Origin of the sequence: Chitinophaga sp. RAB17, assembly GCF_052114225.1 — a bacterium.
In the GTDB taxonomy this organism is placed as follows: domain Bacteria; phylum Bacteroidota; class Bacteroidia; order Chitinophagales; family Chitinophagaceae; genus Chitinophaga.
Map to the genome: position 1 here is coordinate 291,669 of NZ_JBFREI010000006.1, position 21,810 is coordinate 313,478.

The 21,810-nt window shown below is 45.2% G+C and carries 22 protein-coding genes; 13 read left to right on the top strand and 9 right to left on the bottom strand.

What is annotated here, in order from left to right:
* The first annotated feature begins 112 nt into the window (after positions 1-112).
* From AB4Z08_RS20910 to AB4Z08_RS20950, 9 genes are all read left to right on the top strand, one after another.
* Positions 113-3,844 carry a SusC/RagA family TonB-linked outer membrane protein gene (locus tag AB4Z08_RS20910; RefSeq protein ID WP_441575724.1) on the top strand — a complete coding sequence of 1,244 codons (3,732 nt, stop codon included), beginning with the start codon at positions 113-115 and terminating at the stop codon, positions 3,842-3,844.
* A gap of 37 nt (positions 3,845-3,881) precedes the next feature.
* Positions 3,882-5,483, top strand: a complete 1,602-nt coding sequence (locus AB4Z08_RS20915; protein WP_441575725.1) for a SusD/RagB family nutrient-binding outer membrane lipoprotein — start codon at positions 3,882-3,884, stop codon at positions 5,481-5,483.
* 281 nt (positions 5,484-5,764) lie between these two features.
* On the top strand, positions 5,765-6,652 hold the full coding sequence (locus AB4Z08_RS20920) for a hypothetical protein (RefSeq protein ID WP_441575726.1): 888 nt from the start codon (positions 5,765-5,767) through the stop codon (positions 6,650-6,652).
* Positions 6,653-6,744: 92 nt separating this feature from the next.
* The gene (locus AB4Z08_RS20925) at positions 6,745-7,038 is read left to right on the top strand and encodes a YHS domain-containing protein (protein WP_441575727.1); all 294 of its coding nucleotides are present in this window, start codon (positions 6,745-6,747) and stop codon (positions 7,036-7,038) included.
* Entirely contained in the window at positions 7,035-7,661 is a 627-nt protein-coding gene (locus AB4Z08_RS20930; protein WP_441575728.1) for an SCO family protein, read from the top strand. The genes AB4Z08_RS20925 and AB4Z08_RS20930 overlap by 4 nt, the downstream gene beginning before the upstream one ends.
* Positions 7,662-7,693: 32 nt before the next feature.
* A complete protein-coding gene (locus AB4Z08_RS20935) occupies positions 7,694-8,032 on the top strand; it encodes a hypothetical protein (protein ID WP_441575729.1) in 339 nt (112 codons plus the stop codon).
* Between the two features lie 201 nt (positions 8,033-8,233).
* The gene (locus AB4Z08_RS20940) at positions 8,234-9,694 is read left to right on the top strand and encodes a c-type cytochrome (RefSeq protein WP_441575730.1); all 1,461 of its coding nucleotides are present in this window, start codon (positions 8,234-8,236) and stop codon (positions 9,692-9,694) included.
* A gap of 18 nt (positions 9,695-9,712) precedes the next feature.
* Positions 9,713-11,050: a c-type cytochrome gene (locus tag AB4Z08_RS20945; protein ID WP_441575731.1), complete on the top strand. Its 1,338-nt coding sequence runs from the start codon at positions 9,713-9,715 to the stop codon at positions 11,048-11,050.
* Positions 11,051-11,058: 8 nt separating this feature from the next.
* Positions 11,059-11,226, top strand: coding sequence for a hypothetical protein (locus AB4Z08_RS20950; protein ID WP_441575732.1), 168 nt, complete (start codon positions 11,059-11,061; stop codon positions 11,224-11,226).
* An 80-nt stretch (positions 11,227-11,306) separates the two neighbouring features.
* On the opposite strand, the gene AB4Z08_RS20955 is transcribed toward AB4Z08_RS20950, so the two are convergent.
* On the bottom strand, positions 11,307-11,561 hold the full coding sequence (locus AB4Z08_RS20955; protein ID WP_441575733.1) for a hypothetical protein: 255 nt from the start codon (positions 11,559-11,561) through the stop codon (positions 11,307-11,309).
* 256 nt (positions 11,562-11,817) lie between these two features.
* Here AB4Z08_RS20955 and AB4Z08_RS20960 point away from each other — a divergent pair, with 256 nt between their 5' ends.
* A complete protein-coding gene (locus AB4Z08_RS20960; protein ID WP_441575734.1) occupies positions 11,818-13,644 on the top strand; it encodes a serine hydrolase in 1,827 nt (608 codons plus the stop codon).
* 200 nt (positions 13,645-13,844) lie between these two features.
* Here the strand turns inward: AB4Z08_RS20960 and AB4Z08_RS20965 are convergent, their stop codons facing one another.
* The 7 genes from AB4Z08_RS20965 to AB4Z08_RS20995 form a co-directional block, all read right to left on the bottom strand.
* Positions 13,845-14,141 (bottom strand): hypothetical protein, encoded by a 297-nt coding sequence (locus AB4Z08_RS20965; protein ID WP_441575735.1) that lies wholly within the window; start codon positions 14,139-14,141, stop codon positions 13,845-13,847.
* Between the two features lie 332 nt (positions 14,142-14,473).
* Complete coding sequence (locus AB4Z08_RS20970; RefSeq protein WP_441575736.1) at positions 14,474-14,734, bottom strand: DUF4342 domain-containing protein; 261 nt, start codon at positions 14,732-14,734, stop codon at positions 14,474-14,476.
* Between the two features lie 104 nt (positions 14,735-14,838).
* A complete protein-coding gene (locus AB4Z08_RS20975; RefSeq protein WP_441575737.1) occupies positions 14,839-15,222 on the bottom strand; it encodes a YybH family protein in 384 nt (127 codons plus the stop codon).
* An 11-nt stretch (positions 15,223-15,233) separates the two neighbouring features.
* Positions 15,234-16,007, bottom strand: coding sequence for an isocitrate lyase/PEP mutase family protein (locus AB4Z08_RS20980; RefSeq protein WP_441575738.1), 774 nt, complete (start codon positions 16,005-16,007; stop codon positions 15,234-15,236).
* 103 nt (positions 16,008-16,110) lie between these two features.
* The gene (locus AB4Z08_RS20985; RefSeq protein WP_441575739.1) at positions 16,111-16,926 is read right to left on the bottom strand and encodes a DUF6597 domain-containing transcriptional factor; all 816 of its coding nucleotides are present in this window, start codon (positions 16,924-16,926) and stop codon (positions 16,111-16,113) included.
* 128 nt (positions 16,927-17,054) lie between these two features.
* Positions 17,055-17,546, bottom strand: coding sequence for a peptide-methionine (S)-S-oxide reductase MsrA (gene msrA / locus AB4Z08_RS20990; RefSeq protein ID WP_441575740.1), 492 nt, complete (start codon positions 17,544-17,546; stop codon positions 17,055-17,057).
* Between the two features lie 98 nt (positions 17,547-17,644).
* Positions 17,645-18,472 (bottom strand): glycoside hydrolase family 16 protein, encoded by an 828-nt coding sequence (locus tag AB4Z08_RS20995; RefSeq protein WP_441575741.1) that lies wholly within the window; start codon positions 18,470-18,472, stop codon positions 17,645-17,647.
* A gap of 141 nt (positions 18,473-18,613) precedes the next feature.
* On the opposite strand from AB4Z08_RS20995, the gene AB4Z08_RS21000 reads away from it, so the two are divergent.
* Positions 18,614-19,129: a hypothetical protein gene (locus tag AB4Z08_RS21000; RefSeq protein WP_441575742.1), complete on the top strand. Its 516-nt coding sequence runs from the start codon at positions 18,614-18,616 to the stop codon at positions 19,127-19,129.
* A gap of 231 nt (positions 19,130-19,360) precedes the next feature.
* Here the strand turns inward: AB4Z08_RS21000 and AB4Z08_RS21005 are convergent, their stop codons facing one another.
* Positions 19,361-19,759 (bottom strand): (R)-mandelonitrile lyase, encoded by a 399-nt coding sequence (locus AB4Z08_RS21005; protein WP_441575743.1) that lies wholly within the window; start codon positions 19,757-19,759, stop codon positions 19,361-19,363.
* A gap of 247 nt (positions 19,760-20,006) precedes the next feature.
* Between AB4Z08_RS21005 and AB4Z08_RS21010 the strand changes: the two genes are divergently transcribed.
* The gene (locus tag AB4Z08_RS21010) at positions 20,007-20,408 is read left to right on the top strand and encodes a nuclease A inhibitor family protein (RefSeq protein WP_441575744.1); all 402 of its coding nucleotides are present in this window, start codon (positions 20,007-20,009) and stop codon (positions 20,406-20,408) included.
* Between the two features lie 41 nt (positions 20,409-20,449).
* Positions 20,450-21,805, top strand: coding sequence for a DNA/RNA non-specific endonuclease (locus AB4Z08_RS21015; RefSeq protein ID WP_441575745.1), 1,356 nt, complete (start codon positions 20,450-20,452; stop codon positions 21,803-21,805).
* Positions 21,806-21,810 lie beyond the last annotated feature (5 nt).

A 21,810-nucleotide genomic window follows, 5' to 3' on the forward strand; every position in this document is an offset into this window, starting at 1 on the left:
GATGCGCTAACATCGCCACCTGTAATTTTTTCCTGTAAGGTCTGGACAACTGATACAGGAAACGGATTGTCGTACTAATCATTTTATTAATCACAACAAAACACTTGAAGTTATGCACAAATTTGCAAACTCCAACCGGACTGTCATATTTTTTATGAGGGTTGCACTACTACAAATAGGTCTTTTGTTTTGCCTGATTACCTGCTCGTTTGCTAAAACTGCACACGGACAAGAGGTATTGAGCAAAAAGGTGTCATTAAACATGCCGCCCAGTGATCTGCGTAGTATTCTTAAAACCATCACAGAAAAGACAGCTGTAAACTTTACTTACAGCAGCAGCACTTTACCGGCGAAGCAACGAATTGCAGTAACAGCCCGCGAAGAGCAACTGGGCGATGTATTGCAGCGTTTATTCAGCCCCTTCCACATCACTTTTGAAGTGATCAACGAACAGATTGTTTTGAAGAAAGCCAAAAGTAATGAGTCCGCTATGAATATAGAAGGGCTGAACGTACTTTTTCAGAAGATCAGCGGGATCGTAAAGTCCAATACCGGAGAGGCATTGCCTGGTGTGAATGTAATGGTGGCAGGTACTAACCGGGGTACTGTAACAAATATAAACGGTCATTTTGAGCTGGAAGCGAAACAGGGAGATGTACTCATTTTTTCTTCCATCGGCTTTGCACAGCAACGCGTCACCATTGGCACTGACGCCGTGGTGAATGTGGTACTGGCTACCTCCGCTACCTCACTGGATGCCGTAGCGGTCACCGCACTGGGTATCAAAAGAAGTGTAAGAACACTGGGCTATTCACAGGAAGAAGTAAAAGGGGGAGAAGTGGCCAGATCCAATGCTCCTAATGTGCTGAACGCATTGGCCGGTAAAATGGCCGGTGTGAATGTAACCAGTCCAAATGGCGTTGACGGCGGTACCACACGTATTGTCATTGGCGGTAATAACACCATACAGGGCGATAACCAGCCTTTAATCATTGTGGATGGTATGCCTATGGCCAATGACCTGGCACAGCCCTACAACGTGCGTACTGCGCCTACAGGTAGTGCCATGTACGCGGGGAATAATGCAGATGCCAGCAACACCAGTTCTCCCAAAGATTTTGGTAGCCCTATAAATATGATTAATCCTGAGGACATTGAAACGATCAGCGTACTGAAAGGCCCCACCGCTGCGGCTTTGTATGGTGGTAAAGGTGCTAATGGGGTGATCCTGATCACCACTAAGAAGGGTGCTCAACGCAGCGGATTAGGCGTGGACTATACCTATGGATTTAAAAGTATTGATCCATACCGTTACCTCGAATTGCAGAATGAATATGGAGCGGGTGGCATGGTTTCGCTGAATGCACCACAATACTTAACAGATGCCAGCGGGAAGCCCAAGTTAACAGAAAACTGGAAGGGCATGTACGTGGATCCTAAAACAGATTCCGGCCCATTCGGCGTAAATACCTACAACCAGGTAGGATGGCCTGGTTCCGGCGTTTCATGGGGGCCTAAAATGGATGGTAAAATGATTACCTGGTGGGATGGTACACAAAAAGCCGATTTACCACAACCTGATAATATCAAGTTACTGTTCCGCAATGGTATACAGTCATCCCATAATGTATCACTGGCAGGTGGAAACGAATGGGGATCTATCAGGGCCTCCTTTTCCCGCCTGGATAACACCGCGGTACTGCCCAACAGTGGCTACTACCGTAATACTTTCAACCTGGGAGCTAACATGAAGCTGACTAAAAGGGTGAATGTACAGTTAACAACTTCCTACATTGTTAATCAATATCATAACCCTCCGCAACTGGGTAATGATGATGGCAACTCCTGGATGAAACGACTGATATACAATGCCGGTAGAAATTATCGTGGCGAGGATATTGGTATCTATAAAAATGAAGATGGTTCCCAGAATACGTTGACGAATTTCCCCTGGGTAGGAAACGGCGGCGCTACAGTATGGAATATCTATGAAAATAACACCAACCAGAACAGGCGGAAATTACTGGCAGGTGTTCAGTTGAATTACGAAGCCACTGATTTTCTGAATTTCATTTTCCGTGGAGGGGTGGATAACAACACCAACGAAATGACCATGAAGAATACACCTACTGATGTTGTAGGTATTAAAGGATATTATGGACATGGTACGGAGCGGGATAATGCGTCCAATATGGATTTCATTGGTACGCTGCATAAAGATAAAATGCTGGGTGGCGCCATCAATGCCAAGTTTTCCCTGGGAGGAACCGTGTACCAGCGCGAAATGTATGGCATGTTTAGTTACAACGACAACTGGGCGATACCGAATGTATATTCCCTGAATACCGGCACTTATCTTGGCAACCCGCATCCGGTAACAGAAAGCCAGTTACGTAAACGCATGAATTCTGTATACAGTTTTATTAACCTGTCATACAAGGATTTCCTTTACCTGGATATAACTGGTCGTAATGACTGGTCATCTGCTTTGCCTAAAAATCAGTGGTCTTATTTCTTCCCTTCCTTTGCGGGAAGCTTTGTGTTTTCCGATGCCTTCAAAATAGATCCTTCCATCCTGAGCTTTGGTAAGATAAGGGTTGCCTGGGCACAGGCAGCTACTGATCCATTGCCTTTCCAGATCAACTATAACTATTCTACCCTGACATTCGCCGGTCAGGCAGCTACGATGTTGCCGAACACATTACCGGCACTTAATTTTAAACCTGCTATCAACACCACTGCAGATTTTGGCGTAGTGTTAGGTTTTCTCAATAACCGCCTGAACGCAGACTTCAGGTATTACAAAGGAAAATCGAGGAACCAGATACTCATCTCTCCACTGCCCCTCAGCTCAGGTGTGAGCAGCATCGTGGTAAATACCGGTGTACTGGAAAATTCAGGTATAGAATTAATACTGCGTGCGAAAGTAATTGATCAGAAAAATTTTGGATGGGACGTATCCCTCAACCTGGCGCATAGCAACAATAAACTGCTGTCTTTATCTGACGGAACAGATCACGTAGATATGGCCAGTGCCTGGGGTGACGGCGGCGCACACGGTCCTGTTATTTCAGCAAGGGTTGGAGATCAGTACGGCACGATATACGGATATGATTATGTATACGATCCGAAAACGCACCTGCCTTTGATGGTCCAGAATCCATATGATAAACCGGAAATGAATGGAACCATGTACCAGGCTACAGATGGTTTGGTACCGTTGGGAAATGCTACCCCCAAATTAACCGGTGGTATCACCAACACCTTTAGCTTTAAAGGAATTTCTGTAAGCACATTGATTGACGCCAAAATAGGTGGCGACATCTGGTCGGGTACTTATGCTACGCTCATGCAGCAGGGACAGGCAAGGGAAACGCTGAAAGAAAGAGATGGCGGCGGTTTGGCCTATACTACTCCCGATGGCACCAAAACCAACTGGGGAGTGATATTGCCAGGTGTATTTCCTGATGGAAAGGTCAATGATAATGTAGTGCATTACTATTATAAATACATGCCATATGGCGTATGGAGCAGTACCGACATTGGACACGGTGTGAAGGGAAGTGACTGGATCAACAGAAATTCTGTTTTGGAAAATACATGGGTAAAGATGAGAGAAATATCAGTTAGCTACCAGGTGCCGCAAAGTTTTATCAGGAGGACAAAAGTTTTCCAGGCAGCATCGCTGTCGCTTGTTGGAAGGGATCTCTTTTACCTGTATACTTCTTTGCCGGATCATATCAACCCGGAAGGCGTAAATGGCGCAGGAAATGCGCAGGGGCTGGAGTTTATGTCTATGCCTAGTTTCCGCTCATTAGGTTTCCAGGTAAGAGTTTCTTTCTAAAGGAAACAGATCTACTCACCGATTAAAACGTGCAAACATGAACAAAGCAAACAAAATATTTTTCTATATAGCCGGTATTTCCATCACGTTCGGCGCCTGTACCAAGGACTTTCAGGATATCAATACCACCCCTGGATTGCCTACCACCACCACGATACCACCCCTGGTAAATGGTGTGATCAGTACCCTGTTCCTCAAGGGCCAGGAACAAGCTGCCATTCATAATGAATATTATTATCCGGTTACCCAGCTGGCAACCATCAGTGGCAATTCCGGCTACCTGGTGCAGAATGGCGCATTGGATATATGGACAGACTATTATGCCGCGCTGCAAAACCTGAACCAGATCCAGGATAAAATAGATGCTTATACAGGAGACAAAGCAGAAATGGATAATGTGCAGGGAATCACCTACATTTTAAGGGCGTATAAGACACTACGTATTACTGATCAGTTCGGGGACATACCTTATTCCAAGGCTGGCCGTGCTTATGCCAATGAAGCCGCTAATTTCCGGCCGGCATATGATTCCCAGGAAAGCATCTATAAAAGTGTGTTAACACAGCTTAAATGGGCTTCCCAACATCTTACCACTGCTGCCAGCACGCCCGGAGGTAAACCTTATGTAACACTTGGTTCTTCTGAAACATTGTTTAACAGCAACATAGCCATGTGGCAGAAGTTTGGTAATTCTTTACTGCTGCGCTACGCCATGCAGATGGTTGAAAAAGATGCCGCCACCGCTACTCCTTACCTGCAGTATGCTTTGAGCGGTATTCCACTGATCGGGGAAGGTGATGACGCTGGTATGTGGCCGGTAAAATTGAATAATTATGTGTTGAACGATAGCCGTTTCTGGTCTTTCACCTCCCATAAATTTGTTCGTTTAAGTACTACCTGCTGGAATATGATGTCCGATGGCACAGCTGCGTCACAGATCTTTGATCCAAGGGTAGCGCTGTTTTTTGAAACCAACCAGGCCGGTAATTGGGCGCCCCTGAAGCCGGGAAGCACCGCCAGCGATAATACGAATCCTTACCAGGATAAAAGGGATGCTACTTTCAGCAACAAGGATAATTGCGTATTCTCTCCCTTCAATTACCTGATAGTAAGAGATATTTATTATCAGCCTGAATTATTTATGACGGCTGCTGAAGTACATTTCCTTAAAGCCGAAGCATTGGCGCGTGGTCTGGGAGTAGCTAAAAATATGGTGACTGCCGGAACAGAGTATGTCGCTGGTATTACGTCTGCGGTGAACTTCTGGTATTTCATTGCACACAATACCAATGTTACAAATGACAACTGGTCGGCTGTAGCTCCCGCCAGTCCTACTGCAGCACAGATGGCTACATTTCTGGCCAATCCCAAAGTGGCCTTCACCGGCACCGATGATCAGAAGCTGGATAAAATCTACGCGCAGGAATGGTTGTCTTTTTTCCGCCAGCCATGGCTGGCCTACAATTTATGGAGAAGGACGGGTCGCACTCCTCGCGATGGCAGCCCGGCTACCTATGCAAACTTTAACAGGTTGCAATATCCACAACAGGAATCGATTAACAATACTGAAAATTATAAAGCACAGTCTGATCGCATGGGTGGTAACTCTACTACCGTAAAAGTTTGGTGGATGAAATAGCATAGTGAATGATGTCGAGTGCAACAGCCCTGGAGAAGATCATCTCTCCGGGGCTGTTTTGTTTTTTATATACCGTATCAGTATAACAGTAATTTATTTAATTTGCTCTTTTCCGCCCTCCATCCCTATGCCACTGCGATGAAAATCATCAGAAGGGGAGCGAGGTGAGGGAATGTGATAATGTGTAAATTTCCGGCAGGAGCGAAGGAGAGCAGGTGGATTGTTTACCTGCCATATGCTGACCGGTAAAAATAAGCTATACAAAGATGATCGTCTTTAAAATGCAATCATATATCGAAGCAATTGAGAAAGATGCCTCCCTCTATGAAGAAAGAAATTTTGAAAAACGCAGTGAGGCCATTGATTTCCTGGGATTTCAGTTAATAGATCAGATAGATGAATTCCTGCAGGAATCGTCTTCACCGGATAAACTGCTGCAGCTCCGGCAGCGTGCGGAAGAATTAGTATCTGCGCTGGAAGCAACAGACCGGAAACTGTTTCAGCGCATCCAGTCAGCTATCCGGCTAAAAGGATGTACAGGAATGGCATTCAAAAAGCTGATTAAGCAGTACGTTGATTTTAATATAGCTGATGCCGGCTCCCTGGAAGAAGTTGGTTATGATAACCTCGATGTATTTATCAATGGGCTGTCTCTCTTTGAAACCATGCCGGAGCAGACAAAAGACCTGGAACCGGAAATGGTCTATTATCAGAAAACGCCCGCCCGGATTATTTTCGAACTGGTAGAGAAATCTGATTTCCGGAAAGACGATGTTTTCTTTGATATAGGTGCGGGCCTTGGACAGGTAGCCATCCTGGTAAATTTGCTGGCTGGCATCACCGCCAAAGGGCTGGAATTTGAGCCTGCCTTTTGCGACTATGCACGGGATTGTGCGGCGGCACTTGATTTGTCGGACGTAACATTTATCAACGTAGATGCACGACAGGCAGATTATTCCGAAGGTACCGTGTTTTTTATGTTTACCCCCTTTAAAGGAGAAATCCTGGACACCGTACTGGACATGCTGAGGCGGGAGTCGTTACAACGGAAAATAAAAATCATTACCTATGGCCCCTGCACTGCCCGGGTGGCTGCACAAAGCTGGCTGCATGTTGCCGTTCCGGAGCAAAGTAATATATACACACTCCATATTTTCACTAGTTTTTAAAGTACCCTTTTTCTAAACAATTGTCCCGTTCCGTTAATTCCTCCTCCTCATTTAATACCTAATTTTGCTGCTGACTTCAAAGAAAACGCAGCATGAAAATTTATCCTGGATTATTGATCCTGACGGTGCTGGCAGCATGTGCCGGAAATAGCAGCTCCGTTAAACAGACGCCTGCAAAAGATTCCATGACAGCCATGACGCCGGAGGAAGTGGAATATGATACCGCATTGGTGGCTAATAAACGAGATCCGGTGTGCAGAATGCCCATACGTGCAGGCATATACGATACCGCACATTATAAAGGTGCTGTTCTCGGATTTTGTTCTTCTTCCTGCAAAGACAGCTTCCTGCTGAAACCAGACACCTACCCACTCGTTATGAAATGAAACAGTGCATTGTTATCGCCTTGATACTGGCATCCGGATGTAAGCAAGCGGAGAAACGGCTCCCGATACTGGGAGAACCTGCTGTGACATCGCATCAGCAGCATGGCACGACGGTATATGACACCATTTACCCGGCTATTCCACCTTTTTCGTTCACAGATCAGGACAGTCTGACGGTGAGCGAAACGGCATTTGCCGGTAAGATCTATGTGGCCGACTTCATTTTTCTTTCCTGCCCTAATATATGTCCTAAGATCACAGCGGAAATGAAGCACGTATACGATGCTTTCAAAACGGAGGATCGTGTACTTTTCCTCTCACATACCATTGATCCGGAAGATGATTCTATTCCCCGGTTAAAAGCATATGCCGGCAGCCTGGAAGTAAGCAGCCCTAAATGGCGCTTTGTTACCGGCCACCAGGATAGCATTTACCACCTGGCGGAGAAAGGATATTTCTCCACTGCCTATAAAGATAGTACCGCTCCCGGTGGATACGTACATAGTGGAGGCCTGGTGCTGGTAGATAAAAACCGGCATATACGCGGGGTATATAATGGCACAGATCCAAAGGAAGGAAACCGGCTGATAAACGATATTCACATCTTACTAAAAGAAAATTGAAAAGAGCACTGACCATATGGCTCTTGTGCATCATGCTTTTACAAAGCACGGGCAACTGCTTTATTGTAGCAGCGTTTTACCTGAACAGGAATTACATTGCGTCTACGCTTTGTATTAACCGTTTTGATCTCATCCCGGTATGTAAAGGGTCCTGCTTCCTGGAACAAAAAATGAAGGAAAACAGCCAGCAGCAGGGAAATACCAACAGCATCCGCTACAAGGAAATTACTTTGTTTTGCCAGCCATATGAACGGATACCGGCAAAACAACTATCCTCCGAAAGCCTTATTACATTTGGTGATTATCGTTCACCGCATTTTCCCCGTCAGCTACTCTCCCAGGTATTCAGACCACCAGTTCCTGCCGTGTAATTATTCCTGCATTACACATTTATTACGGAAGATTTGTCATCTTCCCCGGATTACTATTGCCCAAAAATAACGGTATGAGTACGATCATTCTCTTAAACAGGGTATCGGTAGGCATTTTATTATGCTGCCTGATGCTACTGCTTTTAAAGCTGTTGTAAAATCACAGCACTGTTTTACTAAAAGTGTCAAAAATATTATAGCATGGATTTTCCAATGTTTCATCTCGACTGGCTCAATGACCGGTTCCTCATCGCTATGATTGCCATCGTGCATGTTTTCATTAATCATGGACTGGCGGTAGGATTTATTCCTTACATCACCTGGCTGGAACAGAAAGGCGTTAATATGGCAGGGCCTTCACAAATCACGCACCCGGAATGGGATGCAATGGTGTACAAAAAAATGATGGTAGCATTTATTATCACCACTACCATTGGAGCCATGACCGGCGTGGGGATTTGGTTTGCCGCCGCACTGATCAGTCCTGCTTCTATCGGAAGCCTGATTCGGGTATTCTATTTTGCCTGGTTTGTGGAGTGGCTTACGTTCGTAACAGAAGTGGTATTGATTATGATCTATTTCCTCACCTGGAAGCAGGCGAATACCAACCTTCGGGCAAAACTGCGTCATATCAGGTTTGGCTGGTTCCTGTCCTTGTTCTCCTGGATTACGATGGTCATAATAGTATCTATACTTGGTTTCATGATGGACCCGGGCAACTGGCATCAGCACCATAGTTTGCTGAATGGGTTTACGAATCCCATATACCTGCCGCAGCTTTTCTTCAGAACACCCGCTGCCATGATATTGGGAGGGATATTCGGTATGTTGCTGACCACCATTTTTGCAAAGAAAGGAACCATGGAAAGAAGAGTAGCCCTGAAAAGTGCTGCCCGCTGGATATTGGCCTGGGCGCCTATTGCGCTTACCGCTTCCTATATTTACTACCACGTGATGCCGGAAGCCATGCGTTTAAATATGAGTACAGCCGTAGGCACCATGGAGTTTGCACAATACTATGAACTGCTGCGCTATATTATTCCGGCTGCGCTATCTCTGTTGGTGTTGATTAGTATCTGGGCATTGTTGCGACCACGTACCATTCGTTTTGCATTTGTATTGTTGCCATGCCTGGCAGCTTTCGGCTTCCTGGGCATATTTGAACGTGTAAGAGAATTTATCAGGAAGCCATATGTGATCGGCGGCTACATGTATTCCAATTTATTGCGGGAAGAAGACTATCCCTTATATAAAAGAGATGGAATACTGAAGTATGCTACCTATGCCAGCACAGCAGAAATAACGGACAACAATCAATTGACTGTGGGCAAAGATGTATTTATGTTATCCTGTAGCCGCTGCCATACCACTAACGGGATTAACTCCATTGTAGCTGTATTTGAACGGGTATACGGCGCAGGTAAGCCGCTGTCTGAAAATGACATGGAAGCCTATATCCCCAATATGCATAATGGCAGAACATATATGCCACCTTTCCCCGGAAATAAAAAGGAATTACATGCATTAGCTGTCTACATACGGCATCTGCAGCTAAGCGGAGAATCATTGGAGGGGGCACAAACGGAAGGCGTGATGGTGAACCCGGTAAATGATATGTCTGCTGCAGAAGAGTTGATAAAGGAAGAAGAAAAAAAGAAGTAACGACAAAAAATTGATGACATGACCTATTGCTTATTGGCCAATACACCCGTACCCAGGGATATTCCGCTGGATTTACCTTTACCTGAATGGTTGTTGGTGGTGCTGCTGGTGCTTTCTTTTCTCGCACATATTGTATTCGTAAACCTGATGCTGGGAGGATCTGTGCTTACACTGTGGGCACAAATCAAAGGACTGAAAGACAAAGAATACGACACCCTCGCGTATGAAATAGCCAGGACCATTACCGTGAATAAAAGTTTGGCGGTAGTACTGGGTGTAGCGCCATTACTTAGTATCAACACGCTGTATACTATTTATTTTTATTCTGCCAATGCACTGACAGGGATGATGTGGATCTCCATTATTCCACTGGTCACTTTTGCATTTCTGCTGACCTATCTGCATAAATATACCTGGCATAAACTGGAGCATAACAAGCCATTGCATATAGCTATTATTGCAGCAGCTGTGTTACTGTTTTTATTTATCCCGCTCATCTTTCTCACCAACATCAACCTGATGCTGTTTCCGGAAAAATGGGGTACTATCCGTGGATTTATCAGTGCATTAACATTGCCCAATGTTTTTCCCCGATACCTGCACTTTCTCTGTGCCTCCATGGCCGTTACGGGATTGTTTTTATTTTGGTATTTCGGGAGAAGAAAATATCCTTTTGAATGTGCCTTCAACAGGCTTACCCGTTACGATATCAAGAGGAAAGCTTATTCCCTGACATTCGCATTTTCCCTGTTTCAGTTTATGATAGGGCCCATTGTACTCATGACACTTCCTGTCAAAGGCGTGAACTGGCGTTTGTTGCTGGTCATCTTTGCCGGCGCTGCAATGGCTGTGCCGGCGATGTACTGGATGTGGAAAGGTATCACCGGGCCTCCGGAGCAGATCAGCCGGCATTTTGGGAAAGTGGCAGTGACCATGACTATCACGGTGTTGCTGATGGGGAGCGGGAGACATGTATACCGTGCCAATGCCCTGGCTCCCCATAAAAAGATGATGGCGGCGAAAACAGCGGCATTTGAAAAACTGTCGGCCGAAGCACGGCAGCATCCGGAGGAAGAAGAAGCGCCGTCTCTGCCTGATGTCCCGCTGGGTGAAACTGCAAAAGGAGCCGCTATTTTTCAGGCCAACTGCAGCGCGTGCCACCGGCCTCACGAAAAATTAATAGGTCCGCCTATGACAGAAATGGTCAGTATCTACCAGCATAATATCGATGGACTTAAAAACTGGATCAGGGCCCCCGGCAAGAAAAGAGCCGGATATCCGCAGATGCCGGGATTTCCTCAGTTGTCGGCAGCAGATCTCAACGAATTATCTAAATATATTCTTTCTATTAAATAGCTTTTTATATGTGGACGACTACATTTTTTATCGCCATCATCGTGTTGCTTTTTTGCATCCTGCGACTCCTGATACTAATCAGCACCGCGATACAGTTGTTATCAAAACAAACAACGCTCCTAAAAGAAAAGGGCGCTGCCGAAGAGGAATATCAATTTGTAAAGGGATTGTATTGACGAGGAAGCCCTGCCGGAAAAAGGCAGGGCTTTTCAAAAAACGGGCAACCCGCTTTTCTTATAATAGTTGTCGTTATTGATTAATTAATGCCAATAGCGTCTGACAACTGTTGTTCCAGCTGTATATAGGCGGGAGGACAGGTGTTTCTGTCAGTAATCTTGAAATTCAGGCCGTCAGTAGCCTGCATATGAAAGCGCACAGGGGTATTGTTGTAGTGCGTATACACCTGGTATAGTTGCTTTTCCCTGATATTCACCGGGTGCATATCAAATTTTACTTCTGCTTCATCTACCTGGGCAGAGAATATGAACTTCTTTATTACTGGTATCGCCATATCTGAGTTTCTACTAAAGTTGGGAGCGCGAAGGTCTGGTATTAAAGTAGTATTTGCAAATTGGATTTGAATAGACTGTGGGGTATTGTATTTTACCTATATAGCGAAAACCCGGCAATTAACAGGCTTGCAATAGTGTAGAAATGCTCATCCTGCTGAATGTTCCACTGATCCTTTTACTGCTGCCATTCTGCAGAATACGTTTGCTTAATTCATTTATTTGCTGTAAAATTAGGTCAGGTAACAATTTAACCCGATGAGACGATCAATCATACGCAGCTGCTTCGGCAGTCTGTGTTGTCTGGGCGCAATGGCAGTAGCCACTGCCCAAAAGCCTGCTGACAAGGCCAACAAACTCGAAAAGATAGATGCCATTTTATCGTCTATACTACAGGAGGCACATGGCGCCGGGTTTGCAATAGCCGTAGTAGAAAAAGATAAAGTCATATTTTCCAAAGGGTTCGGTTACCGCGACATGGCCCGTAAACTACCGGTAACGCCGCATACGCAGTTTGCGATAGGCTCCTGTACCAAATCATTTACCAGCACCCTGCTGGGTGATTTACGCAAACAGGGAAAAGTAGATTTTGATAAACCCGCCACCACTTATTTACCTGCCCTGGATTTTTCTGATCCTGCATTGAACTACCAGGTCACATTACGGGATATGATGTGCCATAGAACCGGCTATTCCCGTTACGACCTGGCATGGTATCTTTTTAATACCAGCTCAAGGGACACGTTGTTACAGCGTATACATTTTATGAAGCCTACCGCTCCATTACGCGCCCGCTGGCAGTATAATAACTTTATGTTCATGGTGCAGGGGATGGTGGCTGAAAAGTTAACCGGTCAATCCTGGGAACAGAATATCAACAGCCTGATTTTTCAGCCGTTGGGGATGAATGAATCTTCTATAGGCACCATTGCCCTGGCCGCGGCCCCCGAGCCATCGCGCGGATATACACTCGACAAAGACCAGGGTATCAAAGAAATAAAGTATCATCCTATCATCGCCATGGGCCCTGCAGGTGCTATCAACAGTACTGTAATGGATATGTCCAAATGGCTGATCGCCTGGATGCATGGAGGGATGTATAACAACAAAGAAGTTATCCCGGCAGATTACGTGAAAGAAGCTACTTCTTCGCAGATGATCATGGATGCAGGCGCCCCGGATCCCAAAACGCCCCATGTGCAATTTGGTAACTATGGATTTGGCTGGATGCTGTATGCCTATCGTGGCCACTATCGGGTGGAGCATGGGGGCAATGTGGATGGATTTACTGCGCTGACTACCTTTTATCCTTTAGATAGTATTGGCATTGTTGTCCTTAGCAATCAGATGAATTCCAAAATCCCGGCTTTGGTCATCGATGTTGTATCCAATCAGTTGTTCGGCGCGGCGGCCCTGCCTAAAAAGAAGGACATGTCCGTTGATAAGGATACCACCAAACCATACGTCGATCCTGATTTTAAAGCGCATGCGCCTACCCATCCCATCAACGCTTTCGTGGGCGTTTTTAAAAATGATGCATACGGTAACCTGAACATTTATAACAGGGCAGATTCTTTGTTTGTGGGACTCCCTGATATCACCTGGTTCCTGAATCATGAAGATTATAACATTTACTCCCCTTACGATGCCACGGATTCCGTTATTGATCCGGCCTACAAATCCAATATGCGCCTGCAGTTCCTGATGAGTAATTCGGGAGATATTGATCGCGTGAGCTTTTCCTATGATCCGTATGGAGATCCGGTGATATTTGATAAGCAACCGGCAGGTGCAGCTACGTCTGCTGCCGTATTGGAGCCCTTTACAGGCACTTATAACCTATCCGGCACACCTATTACAATAAGTGTCGGTGATGGAAATATACTTGAGATGGATATTCCAGGTCAACCGAAGTTTACATTGGAAGCAGTGGACAGTCATGTTTTCCGTTTAAAGGGACTGAAAGACTATAAAGTGAAATTTATCAGTGATGCCAATAAGAAAGTGACGGCATTGATTTTTATGCAGCCCAATGGTGCTTTCAGAGCGGAAAAAACGGAGAAGAAGGCTGCAGAGAAGAAATAGAGCTATTATTTACAGGCTTTTATTTGTCAGCAGGAGGATGGAGATGTAATGCCGGCGCATTTATTCTTTTACCACTTTTCTGCATCCATCAGTCATCGATCTGCAGGATATGGATGTATTGACTACAGATATCACCAGTGATGGTAGTAAACTGGATGCGTACCGGAATCCGGGTATGAAACTGGTATAAACAAGTAGTCCTACTCGTTATTTTTTTCCTTTTGCTCTGCCTTCCAGATCAGCAAATCTATGCCGGATAATCCGGAAGGATGTGCTGTTGCTTCGTTCTTCGGTTCTTTTGCAACAGGAGGAGCCTTCTTTGCAGGCTTCTTTACTTCGCCGGCAAAATCAGTGGTGGCAGGCCGGTTGTTTTCCCAGAAATTTGACAGGAAGTTCAACGCTTGTTGAGGGGTATCTATCTTCTCTTCTTCCTTCAGCAATTCCATTATCTTCAAATCGAATCTTACCGCAACTGGTTTGTTCTTTTCTTTTGCCATAGTTACAAATATAGGGAAATCGTAGCCGATTCTGTTCCGGACACTATAATTGGGCAGGAGTCACACCAAAGCATACCGCGCCATAAAAGGATTGATTTGTACATGAATTACCGTCAATAGTACAATTTTTATATGCCCTTCCTGTCCGACCTTTGCGAAGTATTATTGGCAAACAGCATCTCCATAAAGATAGTGTTACAACTTTAACAGTGTAACAGTTGTAGGTTTATAGAGCGGGCTCCGATGTTAATCGGAGCTTTTTGTTTGCAAATGCCTCTGGAGTCACCAACTGCAGAAAGTAGCGCTCGTAGATAAAGGGGGGAACATGTTATTTAAGGCTTAGGCGTTTCCTCATCAGGTTCTCTTTCCACGATAATGCTGCATTCCCCGATCAGGGCAGCTATTGCGCCAATGGCGGCCAGGATGGGGGCAAAAATAGCGCCTACAATGCCTATCGTGAGTGGGAAAGACATCAGCTCTTTGCCTTCTTTATCTGCGATCGTAATTTTCCGGATATTTCCTTCTGCTATCAGTTCTTTTACTTTTTTTACCAGGTTTTCGCCGTGGAGGGTAAACGTTTCTTTTGTGGTCATAGTAATTATCTGGTTTTTCTTTAAGTTATCGAAAATAGTTTAATATCCGGAAGGAATTTTAAACCACCAGGGGAAGTGGTGGCCAGGTTCCCGGCCACCACTTTTTACCAGGCTACCAGGTTTTCCAATGCGCCAAAGGCATGGTCAATCAAAATTTTCCAGGTGCCATCTGCCTGTTGCTGCATGACTTCAATTCCTTTGGCGCTTACTTTCACTTCGTCGCCATCCGTAATGTTCCATTCAGAACGCCCTACTGCCAGGTTGCCTGTTTGAAGGCAGTACACCGTTTTAATTTCCATTTTCCCTTTAACAGATAAAATGGACCTGATGGCTGACTCAAAGGCTTCCTTACCTGAAACCGGCTTTCCAGGCTCAGGTACAATAATGCCGTTAAAATCATACATACTCAATACAGTAGCTACATCGCCGGTGTTGAATGCTGCAGCAAGCGTTGCATGGGCGTCTGCAGCCCTTTTAGGTAGATTCATGGTACTTGTTTTTATATAATAGGTGAAAAATTGTTGGTAAGGCCGATTTCCTGGCTAAGCCGGCTGATGTTATCATACACTTTGTTAAACAAGAAAGGGCCCATACTCGCCCGTTTTACGCCGAGTTTATTCAGTGTGTCAAAGTCAGGCAGACCGGGGATACACATCACATTTAAAGGCAGGGATGTATTGCTTACTGCTATCGCAATATCTTCCGCTGTGCTGATGCAGGGGAGGAAAATGCCGTCTGCTCCGGTGTGATCGTAAATTTTTAATCTGCGGATGGTTTCGGGTTGTGTATGATCTACATTCAGTATAAATGTATCACAACGAATATTCACGAACAATGACAGGTTTTCCTGTAGCAGTTTGGTTTTAATATATTCGATGGTGTGGGCAAATGTGCTGGCATCTTTCAGCACTCGTCCCTTGTGATGAATAATGGAGTCTTCAATATTAATCCCTGCAACACCCAGTTCTGCCAGCTTTCTGACGTTGGCAAAGATCGCTTCATCGGATGTGCCGTACCCCATTTCTATATCTACGGAAAGTGGAATTTGTATAGAAGACAGGATCCTGTTAATCACAAAGAGGTAGTCGTTGAAAGGCATGTCTTCGCCGTCCTGGTAACCGAGACTACCAGCAACCGCAGCACTGGACGTGGCTACGGCAGGAAATGCCTGTTCCTGGAAAAGTAAAGCACTTTTCGCATCCCAGGCATTGGGTAAAATAAAAAGTTGTTCTGAATGATGTAGGCGGCTGAATTTTTCGAATGAGGAAGTCATGATGTTGCTATTTCAGATGAATAAATTTGTTTGCTGATGTTATTGTTATCAGGAACAAAATTATTCACATAGCATCACCTGTAATTGTATAAAACGGAACTACTTAATTATTGGCAGTAGCCAATGTAACGGGGGAGTTCTCCAGCGTGTAGCCGGAAGGGGTATATCCTGTGAAAGATTTGAATTCTCTTATAAAGTGCGACTGGTCAAAGTATCCACAGTCATAGGCAATAGCGGTTAACGAGGATTCTCTTTTAAGAACAAGCTGCAGGCTGTTCTGGAAGCGGCTTATTTTGCTGTATAGTTTGGGCGTAAGACCGGTATATTGTAAAAATATTTTTTGAAGATAACGGGACGTGATACCATATCGGGACGCGACGTTTTCTATATTATCAAAGAAATCATATCGCCGGATTTCTTTCATCACATCACTGACTACACCTATCTTATTAAATTTCGGTTCCGCAATGGCAAGTCTGTTTAACAGGAAATTTTCAACCAGTGTAATTCGTGTATGCCAGGAACCTGTTTCCTGTAGTCTTCCATATAAGAGGTTCACCGTATTATCTGACAGGTCGCTGAAGTCTGCTACCTGGTTATTAAACRGGTCCACCTTCTCACGCAGAAACAGTGCCGCAGCGTGGGGGTAAAAACGAATGCCCAGCATGATATTTTTGCCGATAGACTTAATGGGCAATGGCCGGATGATTTGCCCCCACAATTCTATGGAAGGCGTGGTCACAAAAGTGTCGCCCACAGCTGTTTGCCATTTACCGGTTCCCAGGTTAAATATAATTTCTATGCAGCCGCTCGGAAATACAGTGTCATCAAAGGGCGTATTGATGTCAGATTCATAGATGTAATAACATTTTATATAGGGCAGCAGCGGGTTACAAGGTTTGAATTCATTATATTTCATGGCAGACAAAATTAATGCTGGCAGCAAAGGTCAGTCATACGAAACCTCTGAAATTGTATAAAACGGAACAAATCACCTTTGAAATACCGTAGTTGTTTGATAGCTACGGTATTTCAAAGGTGATGCAGCTACTTTAATTTCCAGTCGGGCCGCTCGAAATGGCAGGTATATCCATGCGGATGCTTCTGCAAATAGTCCTGGTGTTCCTCTTCTGCATTCCAGAAGTCAGTGGCTGGTACAACTTCTGTTACGATCTGCCCAGGCCATTTGCCGGAAGCAGTCATTTCCGCGATTAATGCTTTTGCTGTTTCCTGTTGAGTTTCATTCAGGAAGAAAATAGCGGAACGATAAGAGGTGCCCACATCATTGCCCTGCCTGTTCCTGGTGGTAGGGTCGTGGATCTGGAAGAAATATTCCAGCAGCTTCCTGTAGGATATCTTTGCAGGATCAAATGTAATTTCAATACCTTCTGCATGCGTACCATGATTGCGATAGGTGGCATTCGGCACATTGCCACCGGTGTATCCAACTACGGTTGAGATAACACCTGGAAGATGGCGGATGAGCTCTTCTACGCCCCAAAAACACCCTCCGGCAAGAATGGCTTTTTCAATCTCCATATATCTTTCGGTTTAAATCAGATGAAGTTTAACGCCAGCCGTATGTCAGACCAGCTAAGAGTGAAAATTAACATATTTCCGCGATACGGAAAAATACCCTACTGATATACCTTCACCCAATCCACAATCATCTGCACCGGCAAGGTGGCGGGATCTACTTTTCCCACCCAGTCGCCGCCCAGCTGCTGATCTATCAGCATATAAAAAGGTTGGTCGTAGGGCCACTGCGATGGATCCACGCCTTTTACCCGGGGATAGGTGAATGTTTCTTTTCCATTCAGCAGGAACACGATTTTATCAGGATACCAGCTGATGCCAAAGGTGTTGAAAACCTGCGGATCTAACTTTGCGGTTCCGAAATGAGGTGGATGCTCCGTTTGTTTAAGATCGAGGGTATAATAGGAGTGAGTGGTCTGGTAAATGAGGGTGTCATAGTTAAGATGCTCCATGATATCGATTTCGCCGTTCCTCGGATATTTACCATATTTGTTTGTTTCGGCCAGCAGCCACATGGCAGGCCATGCGCCACGCGCACATTCCAGTTTTGCGCGGATTTCAATTTTCCCGTATTGAAATGCAAACTTGCCTTTTGTATAGATACCGCCTGTGAGAAATGGTCTCGGATCTTTTGAGGTGTCCGGGTTCCTGATACCACGGAGGTATATCCTGCCGCTATCAAGTTTGTAACATTGATCATCATTGCTCATATGCTTGTCCCAGGCGGCAGTACCGGGAGGGATACGGGTCCACCTGGTGGTATCCAGCGCGGCGCCGTTGAAGTCTTCCTGCCAGACGAGCTTCCAATGCTTATTTTCCCTTCCTGATTTTTGGGTGTAAAGGTATCCGCCTTTGCCGCTTCGCGTGGTGACTTTGCACGCTGAGAAGCCAGCTATCAGAGATAGCAGCAGGAGTATGTTTTTTTTCATTGTCGACTGTAATTGTTTGTTCTAAGCAAATATAAGCGTTTATATACAGGTAATTATCTGCCTTTTAAGTAGTTACATAGAGATGAATATTTTTGTGATTATCTTTATTTCATTAGCAATGGTAGTTAAATCATTCTCACAATGGGCAGTTACATAAATGTGATGATGCCGCTTAGCGGGTTAATAGTGTATCTCAAAGATCTGATAGAAAAGTACGGTATTGTTGTGTACCTCGAAAAAAGGGATGCAGCCATGAAACCAGGTCATGTACGTCTGCAGCTGTCCGGTGGCGAGCTGAATGATGGATATAGCCAATTTTTCTTTAGCTCCAGGGAGATACCGCTGGATGAAGGAACCAGTTTTTATGCGGATAGTGTTTTCGACTACTGTGTGGAAGGAAGCGGCGGCCGGGAAACGGAAGATGATATTGAGTTGATAAAGTTGCGAATCATCAGCAAGCACCCCGATAAAGCTATTCAATCTTTTTTTGCAGCGGTATACAGGAAGTTGAAGAAAGATGAAGATATGGGGATGGGGGTTTACGCTGGCGCCGGTTCCTTTTATAAAAATATCTTTTACCTGAAATCACTGGTGGGAGAGAAGAACATGTGGTTTGATTTTAAAAGAAAAGATAATCCGATTAGCATACATGCGTGACAGATGATTTGTGGCTGCACATCGTGGCGGCCGGCCCGGAAAAAAAGTACATATGCTCACGACTGTTTTACCACTCCGGGAACAGGCCATAGATAAACGGCTGTATGCGGCATTAATTATCGCGAGGCAATGGCAGGATGATCAGCCGCCTGCCGGCGTGAGGGATTGATTATGGTTGCACGAAAACAGGATTGTTAACGTGCATGCATATACGCGATATGAAATCCTTTCTCAGGAGTGATGATATTGCTCATCTGTCACTTGTTCCATCCAGTCAACGGGGGAGCCATTCAGCTTCTCCTGGATAGCGATGTGGCTCATGGCCGTAGTGGCGGTAGCTCCGTGCCAATGCTTTTCTCCCGGTGGAAAGAAAACGATATCTCCGGGGTGAATTTCCTGTCTTGCTTCTCCTTCCCGTTGCACCCAGCCGGCGCCTGCAGTGATGATCAGTGTCTGGCCAAGCGGATGGGTATGCCATGCCGTGCGGGCGCCCGGTTCAAAAGTGACGAGTGCCATCGCCACACGGGCGGGTTCCGGAGGATTCATCAGCGGATCGATTCTTACGGTGCCGGTAAAATATTCTGCGGGACCTTTGCCTGAAGGTTGTGAGCCGCTGCGTATGATTTCCATAAATGCTCCTCCTCTGATTTTTAGGGTGTGAGTAAAATATTTAATTTCATAAATACCACCTGGTGGTTATTAAGGCCTGATAATAGCTGAGCAGCAAATGTAACAGAATTTGTTGGATGCCTGTTATACTCAACGGTTTTCTGCCTGGTAGCGGGTGTCAGAAAAGAGCCTGTTTCATTATTATTAAGGTATTGTTATCATTGCCTGCATGATAAAATGGAGCAATGAAAACTTATACATTTATAACATGGAAAACGCCATTGTTTTTGAAAAACTTACAGACAAAATAGCTGGCATTTTATATTTCAGCGAATCAGAGTACCCGCTTACCCTTGAGCAATGGGGCACACTGCCGGCTACTGAACTGGCTAAGAAAATAGCCACATTAAACAAAGTGGAACCAGCCACGTTGAAGGCCGTAAAGGAAGAAGATTTTTTTAATGAGATAGAAAGGACTGCAGATCCGAATGACACGCCGATAGTAGAAAACGCACGAAAATTTAAAGCACTTCATCAATTCCTGAAAGAAAACCTTACCAACATCCAGGTAACACGCGTGGAAGGAGGAACCAATGTTCCTTTATACATTACCGGTTACAGGCCTGATGGTACCTGTGTGGCCCTGTTAACCACATCAATAGAATCCTGAACAACCCAAATATAGCTTCCATCACCCTCTAAAAATGAATTATGAAACAATTCATCAGGCATATCTGCGTAATAAGCTTTGCAGGTATATTGTTTGCTTCCTGTAAAAAAGACCTCGATGTAACACCACTCCCGGAACAAAAGATCAGCCGGGCAACGACTGAGTCTACCACCTTGCTAACGGAAAACTTTGAATCAGGCAGCAAATCAGCCTACACTTCCGGATCAGTTACCCTTTCCAGTGGCTCCTGGACCTTAGATGATGCCTTAATAGGTAACCTCGCTACTGATCTGAAAAATGGTACTAAATCCGTACGGATCAGGAACACGGGTACCGTTACTTCCAATTTCAATATCACCGGAAGCACAGGTACTATTACCATCACCATCAAGCATGGTACATTTGGCTCAGACGACAGCAGCGACTGGCAACTGTGGACCTCCTCCAACAGCGGAAGTACCTGGACACAACAGGGAAATACAATTTCTACTTCCAACAGCCTGCAAACAGCGACCTTTTCGGTGACTGCAACCACCAGTCTGCGCGTCTCTATCCGCAAAATTTCCGGTGGCAGCAACAGAATCAATATAGACGACATTGCTATTGCGCTGGACGGCGGCGGTGGCACCACACCACCAACAGCCGGAGACGATGACAACATGCTGATGGGTAATCCCAGCAATGCTTTGGCCAGCATATCTTCAGAAAATAACTACCTGATGGTTAAAACCTATTACGCGTTATCGTATAGCCGCAGCCGTGGCACGCCCAACTGGGTAAGCTGGCACATTCAATCGTCAGATCTGGGCAGTATTTCCCGCAGTAATGATTTCAGGGCAGATAATACATTGCCCTCCGGCTGGTACCAGGTACAGAATAGCAGCTACAGCGGATCAGGATTCGATCGTGGCCACAATTGTCCTTCCGGCGATAGAACCGCTACAGCTGACGCCAACTCCGCTACTTTCCTGATGACCAACATGATGCCTCAGGCGCCTAATAACAATCAAAAAACATGGGCTAACCTGGAAAATTACACCCGTAGCCTTGTTAACGATGGCAATGAAGTATATGTCATCACGGGCTCATACGGACAAGGTGGATCCGGTTCACTCGGTGGCACCACCAATACGATCAATAATGGAAATGTTACAGTACCTTCCAATATCTGGAAAGTGATAGTAGTCCTGCCTGATGGTAATGGCGATTTGAACAGGGTTTCAGGCAGTACCCGTGTGATTGCAGTGAATACGCCCAACAAAAATGATATCAATACCGATTGGACGCAGTATAAAACAACGGTGCGCAGCATAGAAAGCGCCACCGGGTACAATCTCTTATCCAGTCTGCGCACTACACTACAGGACAGCCTGGAAACCAGGATAGATAATCAGTAATTTAG